At 68.9% G+C, this 12,734-nt stretch carries 9 protein-coding genes; 3 read left to right on the forward strand and 6 right to left on the reverse strand.

The features are described 5' to 3' along the window. Nucleotide 1 precedes the first annotated feature (1 nt). Together MTS1_RS03930 and MTS1_RS03935 are read left to right on the forward strand one after the other, a co-directional pair. Nucleotides 2–3,214 (forward strand): glycoside hydrolase family 9 protein, encoded by a 3,213-nt coding sequence (locus MTS1_RS03930; protein ID WP_158497455.1) that lies wholly within the window; start codon nucleotides 2–4, stop codon nucleotides 3,212–3,214. A 91-nt stretch (nucleotides 3,215–3,305) separates the two neighbouring features. Then, complete coding sequence (locus MTS1_RS03935; RefSeq protein WP_023951634.1) at nucleotides 3,306–4,382, forward strand: LacI family DNA-binding transcriptional regulator; 1,077 nt, start codon at nucleotides 3,306–3,308, stop codon at nucleotides 4,380–4,382. An 18-nt stretch (nucleotides 4,383–4,400) separates the two neighbouring features. On the opposite strand, the gene MTS1_RS03940 is transcribed toward MTS1_RS03935, so the two are convergent. The 6 genes from MTS1_RS03940 to MTS1_RS03965 are packed head-to-tail and all read right to left on the reverse strand — an operon-like array spanning nucleotide 4,401 to nucleotide 11,352. Further along, on the reverse strand, nucleotides 4,401–4,970 hold the full coding sequence (locus MTS1_RS03940) for a hypothetical protein (protein ID WP_023951636.1): 570 nt from the start codon (nucleotides 4,968–4,970) through the stop codon (nucleotides 4,401–4,403). 48 nt (nucleotides 4,971–5,018) lie between these two features. Further along, nucleotides 5,019–6,668 (reverse strand): glycosyl hydrolase 53 family protein, encoded by a 1,650-nt coding sequence (locus MTS1_RS03945; protein WP_023951637.1) that lies wholly within the window; start codon nucleotides 6,666–6,668, stop codon nucleotides 5,019–5,021. Next, on the reverse strand, nucleotides 6,665–7,837 hold the full coding sequence (locus MTS1_RS03950) for a glycosyl hydrolase 53 family protein (RefSeq protein WP_233494892.1): 1,173 nt from the start codon (nucleotides 7,835–7,837) through the stop codon (nucleotides 6,665–6,667). Before MTS1_RS03950 ends, MTS1_RS03945 begins: the two co-directional genes overlap by 4 nt. Then, complete coding sequence (locus MTS1_RS03955; RefSeq protein ID WP_036304616.1) at nucleotides 7,834–8,667, reverse strand: sugar ABC transporter permease; 834 nt, start codon at nucleotides 8,665–8,667, stop codon at nucleotides 7,834–7,836. Before MTS1_RS03955 ends, MTS1_RS03950 begins: the two co-directional genes overlap by 4 nt. After that, nucleotides 8,660–10,036, reverse strand: coding sequence for a carbohydrate ABC transporter permease (locus tag MTS1_RS03960; protein ID WP_023951641.1), 1,377 nt, complete (start codon nucleotides 10,034–10,036; stop codon nucleotides 8,660–8,662). Before MTS1_RS03960 ends, MTS1_RS03955 begins: the two co-directional genes overlap by 8 nt. Beyond that, complete coding sequence (locus MTS1_RS03965) at nucleotides 10,033–11,352, reverse strand: extracellular solute-binding protein (protein WP_023951643.1); 1,320 nt, start codon at nucleotides 11,350–11,352, stop codon at nucleotides 10,033–10,035. The genes MTS1_RS03960 and MTS1_RS03965 overlap by 4 nt, the downstream gene beginning before the upstream one ends. 345 nt (nucleotides 11,353–11,697) lie before the next feature. Between MTS1_RS03965 and MTS1_RS03970 the strand changes: the two genes are divergently transcribed. Further along, nucleotides 11,698–12,732 carry a serine hydrolase gene (locus MTS1_RS03970; protein WP_081731730.1) on the forward strand — a complete coding sequence of 345 codons (1,035 nt, stop codon included), beginning with the start codon at nucleotides 11,698–11,700 and terminating at the stop codon, nucleotides 12,730–12,732. Nucleotides 12,733–12,734: the final 2 nt, after the last annotated feature.

The following is a 12,734-nucleotide window of genomic DNA, read 5'->3' on the forward strand; positions in this document are numbered from 1 at the left end:
CGTGACGTCCGTGATCACGACGGGTTTGCTCGTGGGGGCAGCGATGACCACGGCCCCGCTGGCCGCTGCGGCGGCGCCGGCCGAGCTACTCCGGAACGGGGACTTCTCGACGGGTCATGAGCCCTGGTGGTCGGCCGGCGTCGATGGCTTCGACACCGCGACCGGCGCCTTCTGCGCCGGGGTGCCCGACACCGAGAACCCCTGGGATGTGCTGATCGGTCAGAGCGACCTCGCTCTGGTCGACGGGGCCGCCTACACGCTGACGGCGCGAGTCCGCGCTGATGCGACCGCCACGGTCGTCGCTCAGGTCGCCCCCACCGTCCCCGACGCCGCTTACACGACGTACCTCGCGCAGAGCACCCAGCTGACCGACGACTGGCAGCTGATCCGCGCGGAGTTCACAGCACGCGACCTGGGACAGGGCACCGTGTCGGAGCTGCAGTTCCGCCTCGGCGCGAACGGCGCCACGCGATTCTGCGTCGATGACGTGAGTCTCGTCGCCCACGACGCCTCGACTCCCCCGGTCACCCCGATCGGCGACGACGAGCTGCTCCCGAATCCTACGCTGGACGACAGCACGAACCCGTGGTGGACGAGCGGCCCCGTGTCGCTGTCGAACCCCGGCCAGCGGATGTGTGCGACGGTGACCGAGCAGACGCCGAATCTGTGGGACGTTCTCCTCGGCCACAACGACATCTTCCTGCCCGGTGAGACGGACTTTCGCCTGAGCTTCACCGCATCCGCTTCGTCCATCGCGACCGCCTCGGCGAAGGTCGGGACCTACACAGGCGCATCGCCGACCGACTGGCTCGAGCAGTCCTTCACACTGGACACCCAGCCGCAGTCGTTCGACATCGCGTTCACGACGACGCCCGCCGCCGACTACCACCTCGGCCAGGTGCAGTTCCGACTCGGCGCGGTGCCCGCCGGCACCGAGATCTGCTTCGACGAGATATCACTCCGGGGCACCGTCTACTCGTACACTGCCGATCCGGGCCCCGCCGTCAAGGTCAATCAGGTCGGGTATCTACCCCAGGGCCCCAAGCGCGCGACCGTCGTGTCCGACGCCGCCGCGCCGCTGCCGTGGACCCTCGAAGCGCCGGACGGATCCGTTCTCGCCATGGGCGAGACCGAGCCGGCCGGCTTCGACGCGAGCGCCGGGGCGTCCGTCCACCGGATCGACTTCAGCGACGTCACCGAGGAAGCGGTCGATGTGCGGCTCCGGGTCGGCACGGACATCAGCCATCCCTTCGCGATCTCCGCCGACCTCTTCCAGTCGTTGCGCGCCGACTCGATGCGCTTCTTTTACACGAACCGCTCCGGCATCGACATCGACGGCGACATCGCGGACGCGGAGTACGCTCGCCCCGCCGGTCATATCGGCGCCTCGCCCAATCAGGGTGACGACAATGTCGGGTGCCTCGAGCCGCAGCCGTGGTCGGACGGCTGGACCTGCAGCGATCGTCATGACGTCCGCGGCGGCTGGTACGACGCGGGCGACCACGGCAAGTACGTCGTCAACGGCGGCATCGCGGTAGCCCAGGTCCTCTCGACCTACGAGCGGGCCGTCGCCGCCGGCACGGCGGACGCGCTGGGCGATTCGACCCTCGCGGTTCCCGAGCGGGGCAACGGCGTCCCGGACATCCTCGACGAGGCGCGGTGGCAGATGGAGTTCCTGCTGCGGATGCAGGTGCCCTCCGGCGACCCGCTCGCCGGAATGGCCTGGCACAAGGTGCACGACCGAGCGTGGACGGGACTGCCGCTCATGCCGCACGACGACCCGCAGGAACGACTGCTGCACCGGCCGTCGACGGCGGCGACGCTGAACTTGGCAGCGACCGCAGCGCAGGCATCCCGCCTGTATGAGCCGTTCGACGCCTCGTTCGCGCAGCGGCTGCTCGAAGCGGCCGAGCGTGCGTACGACGCCGCCCTCGCACACCCCGACCTGCTCGCGCCGGAAGAGGACGGCACGGGCGGCGGCACCTACGCCGATGACGAGGTGACCGACGAGTTCTACTGGGCGGCGGCGGAGCTCTACATCACGACCGGCAGCGACCGCTACCGCGCAGAGGTGGAGGGCAACCCGCTGCATCAGGCCGACGTGTTCGAGCCCGGCGGCTTCTACTGGGGCGAAGTCGCGGCCCTCGGACGAATGCAGCTCGCTCGATTCGCAACGGACCTGCCCGACATCGACCGCATCCGCGCGTCGGTGATCGATGCGGCCGAGCGTCTGATCGCCGATCAGCGGGCACAGCCGTTCGGCCAGCCGTACGCGCCGGATGAGGGACTGTACGACTGGGGCTCGAACTCATCGGTGCTGAACAATCAGGTCGTCCTGGGGACGGCGTTCGATCTGACCCAGCGCCCGCGGTACGCCGATGCGGTCGTCGAGGGCTTCGACTACCTGCTCGGGCGCAACGTGCTCGGTCAGTCGTACATCACCGGGTACGGGACGAACGACGCACGCAACCAGCACAGCCGCTGGTACGCCAATGCCCTCGACCCGGCGCTCCCGAATCCTCCGGTGGGCACGGTCGCCGGCGGACCGAACTCGTCGATCCAGGACCCGGTGGCAGGAGCCTGGCTGAAGGGCTGCGCGCCGCAGGCGTGCTACGTCGACAACATCGGGGCCTGGTCGGTCAACGAGATCACCGTCAACTGGAACTCGGCCCTTGCCTGGGTCTCGTCCTTCGTCGCCGACCTCGGAGACGGCTTGGTCGCCGTCTCGCCGCGCGCCGTCGACGACGTCGCCTCGGGGCCCGCCGGTGGCAGGATCGCCGTGCATCCGCTCGCCAACGACGTCGCCGGCGATGCCGACATTCCGCTCGTGGCGGCGTCGCTCGCGCTCATCGATGCCGATGGCGCGCCGACGACGACCGTCGTCGTCGAAGGCCAGGGGCGATACGAGCTGAACGGGGACGTCGTGTCGTTCATCGCGGATGTCGCGTTCGAGCGAACGGCCGACCCGGTGAGCTACCGCGTCGCAGATGCCCGCGGCACCGAGGTGACCGCGACCATCACGGCGACCGTCACCGCGAGTCCGGCATCCGAAGAGCCCAGCGGCTCCGGTGCTGCGGGCTCCGCGGCACCGAGCGCGACCGGCGGCGTCCTTGCACGGTCGGGTATGGACCCGCTTCCGCTGTGGGTGCTGACCGGCGTCGCCGCGGCTCTCACGGCGGCGGGAGTCTGCTTGCTGCGGCGGCGGCTCGACTGACACCGCACGGGGCGCTCGGAGCCAGGTCGCGAGCGCCCCGTCGCGTCCGTGTTAGCTTTCGAGCAGCGCGACCATCATCCGGAACGAGGACATGACCGACACTCCCCCCGCCCGCCGGGCAGCCCGGGTGACGCTGCGGGAGGTCGCGGAGCGCGCCGGCGTCTCACGTTCCGCCGTCTCGTTCGTGATGAACGGTCGCACCGACCAGCGCCTCTCCGACGACGTCTTCGATCGGGTTCGACGCGCCGCAGACGAGCTCGGCTACCGCCCGAACATCACCGCGCAGACGCTGCGCACCGGGCGCTCAGGCACGGTCGCGCTGGTCTCCGATTTCGTCAGCAGCACCTCGTTCGCGAACTCGATGGTGCGCGGCGCGATGCAGGAGCTCCGGGAGCACGACACCCTGTTGTTCACCGTCGACACCCAGGGCGACGCCGACCTGGAGGACCAGCTGCTCCACAGTCTCCTCGGCCGCAACATCGACGGGGTCATCTACGCCTCGATGTTCACGCGGACCGTCACCTTGCCGCGAGTGCTGGAGGGCGTGCCGACGGTCCTGCTGAACTGCGTGACGGTGGACGGGTCGATCGACGCCGTCGTGCCCGACGAGATCGCCGCGGGCCGCGATGCCGCGCGGATGCTGCTGGATCACGGCCACCGCGAGGGGATCTGGTTCGTCGGAGACCTGCCGGCGGGCTCGCGAGGCGGAGCCGCCTGGCCCGAGTGGGACCCGATCGCGCTGACCGAGCGGCTGGCGGGGATCGACCAGGCGCTGACCGCGGCCGGAACGACCCTCGCCGGTGTCACCGCGATCGACGACGACTGGGATGTCGCGAACGGTCGACGAGCGGTGTCGCGGATGCTCGCGGAGGCCCGGGGCGCGCCGACCGCGCTCGTGTGCGCGAACGACGCGCTCGCCGTCGGTGCCTATCAGGCGCTGCATCACGCCGGGCTCAGCGTCCCCGCCGACGTGTCGGTGATCGGGTTCGACGGCAGCCCCTACGCCCGCGCCGTCGAGCCCGAGCTCACGTCGATCGCGCTCCCCCACATCGAGCTGGGGCGGCAGTCGGCGGCGATGCTCGCGGCCCCCGGCGATTCGCCGCGGATCGAACGCGTGCCGATGCCGATCCGGGTCGGCGGGTCGGTCGGGGTCGCACCCTCCCGGTAGCGGCTCAGCGCCGTCGCGTCAGCGGAACCCGCCCGGTCCGAACAGGTCGGGACGCTCGGCCTTCAGATGTGCCAGGAGCTGTCCGTAGCCCGTCATGGCCGAGGTCGCCGTGAAGGCCGTCCGCCGGCCGCACTTCGCGAGAACCCCGCTGTACCGATGAGCCACGTGCGGGCGCAGCCGGGTGATGTCCGCCAGCTCGACCCGGATCGGCGGCAGGAAACCCCGCGAGACGAAGACCACCTGGGGGGCGACCTCGAGCCGCATCCGGCTCATCCCGTGCGCCAGCCACACGAGCGCCGCGCCGATGAGCAGAGCGCCCAGCCCGACGATCCGCCTCGCGGGCGAGTCCTCCGGACGGGTGAGCGGACCGACGAGATTGATGACGCCGATGATCGCCATCATGCAACCCCCGACGCGCACCATGACCCGCCGCCAGCGCTCCGTCGATACGACGAAGAGCACCGTGGCGCGTTCTTGACGCCACGCCGCAGCGACGTCGGACGATCGCGCCAGTACGGCGCTCGCGCCCGCGATCGCCAGCATGACGACAGCGACGGCGAAGCCGATCACGGAGAACAGAGCATCCATGGGCGACGGGCCTCTCGTCAGGATCGGGCGACGCTCGACGGTATCGCATCAGCCGATCCGCTCGACGCGGACGTCGTCGATATTGAGCCAGGTACCGCCCGCAGCCTCGGAGTAGAACCCGAACTCGAGAGTTCCGTTGGTGACCGGCACCTCGAGCGACACCCGCGTCCAGTCGTTCGGGCTCACCGGCAGCGCTGCCTGGCGCTCGGGCACGGCGGAGTTCTTCGCGTACAAATAGGCGGAGGTCTGGCCGCCGCTGCTGAGCGTCCAGGCGGAGACGCGATAGAGCCCCGACGGGAGCCCGCCGAGCGTCTGATAGATCGACGCGGTATAGGCGGTCGACTTCCAGAACGTGAGCTTGAGCGCACCGACGACCGCCGGGTCCTGAGTGAAGACCGCGTTGGCGTGCGCGCCTCCTGGCGACCACACACCCCAGCCGGTCGGCTCGTTCGTGTAACCGTCCTGCTCGAAGCCGCCGTTGACGGCGAGGTTCGTCGGAGGCGTCTCGCCGAACACGTCGAGGGTCGGCAGAGCCGCGCCGCTCCAGTCGAACAGCGTCTGGTTGTCCCACGGGTTGGAGAGGACACCCGGGTCGTCGTTGTCAATCTTTCCGGCCTCGGTCCCCCAGTTGGCGCCCGGGACGGGAAGCCAGCCGGGCTCCCACCAGATGAGTCCGCGCCCCCGCCCGTCGGGCACCGCGCGCACGATATCGCGGAGGTCACGGAGGAAGGCGGTCTGACCGACGACGCTCGCGGGGTAGCCGCCGGTCGCCGCCTCTGCCGTGTAGAACGAGTTCCCGAGGCCGTCGCCGTCGCCGAGCGTCCAGCCGTACGCGGTCTCGACGATGAGGACGTCTTTGCCGTACCGCGCGCTGATGTCGTTGAGATTGACGGCGAGCTGCCCCATGGTGCCGTGCCAGAACGGGTAGTACGACAGCCCGATGATGTCGAACGGAACACCCTGCGCCGTGATCGCATCGAACCACCAGCGATACAGCGCGTTGTCGCCGCCGTGATCCAGGTGCAGGACGATCTCGATGTCCTCCCCCGTCCGGAGCGACGCATCGACGCCCGCGATCCCCGCTTTCAGCAGGCCCGCGAGCTGGGTGAAGTCCGAGACGCCATTGCCGACCCGCCCGTGATCCCAGAGGATGCCGCCGGGGATCTCGTTGCCCATCTGGACCATGTCGGGCAGCACCCCGGCCGCTCGCATCGCGTCGATGACGTCTTCGGTGTATGCGCGAACGGTCGACACCAGTTGCGAGTAGGTCAGACCGCGCCATGCCTTCGGTACGGTCTGCGTGCCGGGGTCGGCCCACCAGTCACTGAGGTGGAAGTCGAGCAGGATGTCCATCCCCGCGGCCTTCGCTCGCTGCGCCGTCGAGATCGTCGTGGCCAGGTCGTTCGTGCCGCCACCGTACGGTTCGCCCGTGACGGTGTACGGATCGACCCAGAGGCGCAGCCGAGCGAGATTCATGCCGGCATCGCCCATGATGTCGATCGGGTCGCCCACGACTCCGCCGCGGGAGAACGTTCCGCCGAGCGACTCGACCTCGTGGATCATCCCGAGATCTCCGCCCATCACGAAGCCGTCGGGTTCGACGGCCGCGGCCCTCGTCGCGGGCAACGCCGCCGCGACGAGGACGAGCGCCGCCGCCGTGATGAGCGCCGATGCTCGCCGCCGTGCTCTGTGCGTCATGTGTCTTCCTCTCTCATCGGTCGGAGCGGATCCGCAGTCGCCCCCAGTGCGCTCAACGAGGCGAGAGCGCATCCGCCCTCGTCGAACAGCGTCTGATTGGCCCACCCGTTGCCGGGCTCGGCCACGTCGTCGCCGTAAGCCATGCCCGCCGTCGACGCCCAGGATGTTCCCGGAACGGGCAGCCAGGCGGGCTCCCAGTACACGACTCCCCGGCCACGGCCACCGGGCACGTCGCGGACGACCCGGGCCAGGTCGTGGAGGTACCGCGACTGGCCCTCGACCGACGCCGGGTAGACCGCCGCCGGTGAGCTCGCATCGAACATCGACGTCCCCGCCGGGTTGTCAGGTCGGTACGCGTAGGCGGTCTCGACGACGATGACGTCCTTCTCGTAGCGTTGGACGAGCTGGTGCAGGTTACCGCTCAGGTCGGCGAGCGATCCGTGCCACAACGGGTAGTAGGACAGCCCGATCGCGTCGAAGTCGACGGCTCGCGCCGTGATCTCGTCGAACCATCGACGGTAGAGGTCGGCGGCGCCTCCCGCATCGAGGTGGAGCACGATGCGCGAACGGTCGTCGGCGGCACGAACGGCGCTCGAGCCCGCGTGCAGCAAGCAGGCGAGACGGTCGTACTGCTCTCGCGCCTCGTCGGTGGGCACCGCCTCGAAGGCTCGGTTCACGAGGTCGTACCGCGGTGTCCGGCCGAGCGGCCACAGCATCCCGTTCGTCGTCTCGTTGCCGACCTGGACCCACTCCGGGCTGCCGGCATTCGCGCTCACGGCCGAGATGACCTCGGTGGTGTGGGCAGCCACGGCCTCGCACAGGCCGTCGAAGTCGAGTCCCTGCCACGAGCGGGGAAGCGACTGCTTCTTCGGATCGGCCCAGAAGTCGCTGTAGTGGAGATCGATCATGAGGCCGAGGCCGGCGTCGCGCGCACGCTCGGCCAGGCGCACGGTCGTGGCGAGATCGTTCGTGCCGCCCTGATACGGGCGTCCCTCCGCGTCGGTCGGATCCACCCACACGCGAAGCCGCGCGAGATTGACCCCGTGGTCGGCGAGGATCCGGAAGAGGTCCCTCGCGCCCGCGGCATCCGAGAACCACCCCCCGAGCGCCTCGACCTCTGCGGTCATCGATACGTCGGCACCCCGGATCTGCGGTGGTGTCGTCATCATTCCTTCTCTCCTCCCTGAGCGAGCCCCGCGACCAGGTAGCGCTGGAGCACCATGTAAAGCACCGTGATCGGCACCGCGACGAGGATGGCCCCTGCCGCGAACGTCGTGAAGTCGTTCCGGGTCTGATCCGAGATCAGTTGGAACAGTCCTATCGCGACGGTGTAGTTCTGCGGGCTGCTTATCAACAGGCGCGGCAGGATGAAGTCCATCCAGGGGACCGCGAACTGGGTGACCGCGACGAACGTCAGCATCGGGGTCATCAGCGGCAGCAGGATGCGCGTGAAGATCTGCAGATGCGACGCGCCGTCGAGCACCGCCGCCTCGTCGAGGCTGGTCGAGATCCCGTCGAGATAACCCTTGAGAAGCCAGATGTTGTAGGGCACCGCGGCGGCGACGCTCGCGATGACCAGACCCGCGAGGCTGTCGAGCAGTCCGAAATTCAGGTACAGAATGTAGATCGCGATGGCGGTCATGAACGTCGGGAAGATCTGGATGACGAGCATGACCAGCAGGCCGGTGCGCCGGCCCGAGAATCGGAGTCGCGCGAAGACGTAGGCGGCGATCGCCGACAGCAGCACGCTGAGCACCATGTTCGATACCGCGACGATGAGGGAGTTGCCGTACCAGGTCGCGAACGGCGTCTCGGCGAACAACCGGATGTAGTTGGCGAACGTCGGATCGGCGGGGATCGCCGACGCCTGGGCGAGCGAGCGTCCCGAGCCGAGCGATGATCCGACGATCCACGCCAGCGGGTACAGCACGATGACCGCGACGACGACGAGCTCGACGTGGATGAGGACGGTGATGAGACGGCTTCGGGTTCTATGCATCGGTGAAGGCCTTCGAGCGACGCAGGCTCCAGACGGAGAAGCTCCCGACGATGACGAAGATCAGGATCGACATCACCGAAGCGATGTCGTACAGACCGTTGTCGAGGGTGAGTTTGTAGAGCCAGGTGATGAGGATGTCGGTGCTGCCGGCGTACCGGTAGTCGGGGTTGGCCGGACCACCCTGCGTGAGGAAGTAGATGACCCCGAAGTTGTTGAAGTTGGCGACGAATGACAGCACGATGAGCGGCGCCGTTGCCCGCAGGACGATCGGCAGGGTGATGTAGCGCACCTGCTGCGCGGCGGAGGCGCCGTCGATGCGGGCGGCTTCGTAGTAGCTCGGCGAGATGTTCGTCAGTGCACCGCTGACGAGTGCCATGAAGTACGGAAAGCCGAGCCAGAGGTTGACCAGCAGCGCGATGATCCGGGCGAGCCACGGATTGGCCGGGTCGGTCAGCCACATGACCCGCTCGGACGTCATGCCCCAGTCGACCAGGGCCTGACTGATCGGGCCGAACTGGCCGTTGAACATCGAGCGGAAGACGAGTGCCGAGATCATCGCCGGCACGGCCCACGGCAGGAAGAAGATGCTTCGCCACACGCGGGGGAAGCGGACGCGCCGACTCGAGACGAGGACCGCCTGCAAGAACCCGAACACGTAGGTCGTCGCCGTCGCCAGCGCCGCCCATGCGATCGTCCAGCCGAGCACGCCGAAGAACGTCGCTCCCCAGGCGCCGGCGCCGAGCAGCTGCCGGAAGTTCGCCAGCCCGACCCACTCCACGAGCTGCATCGGCGGCAGATTGTCTTTGCTGTAGTCCGTGAAGGCGATGAGGATGCCGAAGGCGACCGGGAGCGCGGTGACGAACAGCAGCAGCACGACGGTCGGCGCGAGCACGAGATACGGGAATGAGCGCTGCCGCGCGTCGCGGACCCAGGCCCGGACAGCCACGCGTTCGCCGGTCTCAAGGAAACGGCGTCGCGTCTTCGCGGCATCGCGCACCGCCCACACCGCGAGGGCGAGGAGCAGCGAGAGGACGAGCACCGCGATGATCCCGTTGATCATCAGGATGATCGAGTGGTCACCCGCGGACAGCCCGGCCACGGTCATGGCCCGCGGCTGCGTGCCCAGCGTCACAAGGCCCCAGAGACCGCGGACGAAGAATCCGCCGTGCGTCCGAGGCGTGTACTCACCGATATCCGCGTAATGCCCCGTCGTGAGCTCGACAGCGACGGCGAGCGCAGCCACGACGGCGAGCGCGATCCCTTTCACCCACTCGCGGTTGAGCACCTGCCCGAGACCGGGCACGAGGGCGGAGGCGAGTCCGATCGACCAGGGCGCCGTCGGGCTCGCTCCGCGATGATGCGGGGTCACTCCCCCAGCCCGGTCAGATCGGCGTACCCCGAGACGGCCTGCCGCTGGGCGGCGGGGGCGTCGAGCACGCCGTCCCACACGCTGGAGACGAGGGTGTTCCCGACGGTCCAGAGCTTGTCGCCGACATCGGAGACGAGGTCCGATCGCTCGGCCTGCGCGAGGATGCCACCGGCGTGCTCGTCGTCGGCGAGGCCGGGAATGGCCTCGGTGTTCTCGCTCGTCAGCGCGGGGATGCCACCCGTCGTCTCATAGAGGGCGGCGGCGGCCTCGTCCGAGGCGAGGAACGCGGCGAAGACCCGCGCGGCACCGGGGTGGGCTGAATAGCCCGACACGACACCCACGCCGAGCCCAGCGAGCGTCGCGGGCTCCTCGCCTCCCTCGACGGCGGGCAATGTTGTCACGCCGAACTCGAACCCCTCGGACTCTCCTGCCGCGGTGAAATCGCCGATCGACCAGGGTCCCGTGATCACGTACGGGGTCTCCCCCTTGGCGAACTCCATCTCGATCGAGTCCCAGGTCGCGTCGGCGGCGTTCACCTGCCAGAGGTCGCGAAGACCGCCGTAGTAGGCCAGCGCGGTGGTCAGTGCGGGGTCGTCGAGGCCGGGAGCCGCGGGGTCGCCCGTGAGATGCCACCCCAGCGAGGTCAGCACCGGATAGGCGTAGTAGAGCTCGCCGCTGAGCCAGCGCACGGTCCAGCGATTCGTCCGGGGGTCGTTGTAGCTCGCCGCGAGTTCGCGGATCTGCTCCCAGCTCTGCGCCGGTTCGCTCGAACCCGTGAGCTGTTCCAGGAGGGTCTTGTTGTAGAACAGCGCGATCGACTCGGTCGACACCGGCACGCCGTACAGGTCGCCGTCGCGGCTGACGACGCCGGCGAAGGTCTCGCCGACGCGCTGCGTGATCTCGCTGTCGTACTCACCCAGCGGCGCGGCGACACCCGAGTCGATCGCCCCCGGGAGATCGGTGAAGTTCGTGAAGTACACATCCGCGCCGGTGCCGGCCTCGCCGTCGAGTTCCATCTTGGCGACGGCATCGACCTTCGACACCGTCGTGAGCTCGATGCGAATGTCGGGATGTACCGCGGTGAAGGCCTCCACCAGCGCTTCGCCGTACTCGGGGTACTCCACCCAGACCTTCAGCGGCGCCTCTCCGCTGGCGACGTCGGGCTCGATCTCGTATGCCCGCGCCTCGGCATCCCAGGTCAGGGTCGCTTCCTCGTCGGGCGGCGCGCTGGAGCACCCGGCGGTGGCCGCGAGCGAAAGGACGATGGCCGCTCCCACCGTGGTACGGGCAGTGGCTGCTGTGCTTCGGATGGTCATGCAAACTCCCTCGTTGCCGTGACTGTGACCGGTCCCAGTCAACTGTCGCCGTCCATCTGAGTCCATGACAGTAGTGGCCGGATCGCCCCCGCGTGCGGTCTCTCCCTGGGGAGGAGTCGGTGTCCGACGGAGCTCGCGATCATCCGCCGCCATGTACGTGCTCGCCTGCGAACGCGACCCCTTCTCGGGTACTCCGCGACATGCTCCTGACCGAACCGGAGACGTTCACGGCGTTGAGCTACGCCGCGCTGAGCCACCGGTTCGGAGTGGAGCCGTGACGACTGCCCGACCCGACGCCGCTTGTGCCGGTCGCATCGACCGCAGTGCGGCTGGCACAGTGGGGGGATGAGCACGTTGGAAAGCGACATCATCGACGAGCGGGCGCTGAGGTCCGCGATCGCAGGTGCGCCGTTCTCCGGGGTCATCAGCGTCGACTCGGGCGATGCTCCGGTATGGCGGAGCGCGCACGGACTGGCTGACCGCGCGAACGGGACGCCGGCGAGCGAGGCCACACGATTTGCGATCGCATCCGGAAGCAAGGCGTTCACCGCGCTTGCGATCATGCGGCTCGTGGAAGAGGGCACCCTCGCGCTCGACACAGCGGTCCGAGACCTGCTCGGTGACGACCTTCCGCTCATCGACCACGCCGTCACCGTCGAGCATCTCCTCGGCCACACGTCGGGGATCGGCGACTACATCGATGAGGACGACGATCTCGATGTGTCGGAGTTCTTCCTCGGAGTGCCCGTGCACACGCTGACGACGGCGGAAGCGTTCCTTCCCCTGCTCGACGGCATCCCGCCCCGGGCCGCTCCCGGCGAGACCTTCTCGTACTGCAACAGCGGGTACGTCCTGCTGGCGATCATCATCGAGCGGGTGACGAGGCGCGGGTTCCACGAGGTCGTGCATGACCTCGTCATCGCCCCGGCCGGCCTCACCGACACCGATTTCCCCCGTACCGACGAGCTCGGCGCGGATCATGCCCGCGGCTACGTCTTCGACGAGGGACTGCGGGTCAACACGCTGCACCTGCCCGTCCGCGCCGGCGGCGACGGCGGCGCTTCGACCACGACCGCCGACGTGCACCGGTTCTGGCGAGCGTTCTTCGACGGACGCATCGTCTCCCCCGCGTCCGTGGCTCTCATGACGGCGCCACGTTCCCGGGTCGAAGACGAGGAGATGAGATACGGCCTGGGTTTCTGGCTGACCGAGACGGGGGCCGGCGTCGTGCTGGAGGGCTGCGACGTGGGAGCGTCGTTCCGTTCCGTGCATCACCCGCCGACCTCGACGACGGCGACCGTGATGAGCAACACGGCCGACGGCGCGTGGCCCGTCGCGCGCGTGCTGGCCGATGCGATGGCCGCGCTCGACGATCGGTAGGC

Source organism: Microbacterium sp. TS-1 (genome assembly GCF_000509385.1).
Classification (GTDB): Bacteria; Actinomycetota; Actinomycetes; order Actinomycetales; family Microbacteriaceae; genus Microbacterium; species Microbacterium arborescens.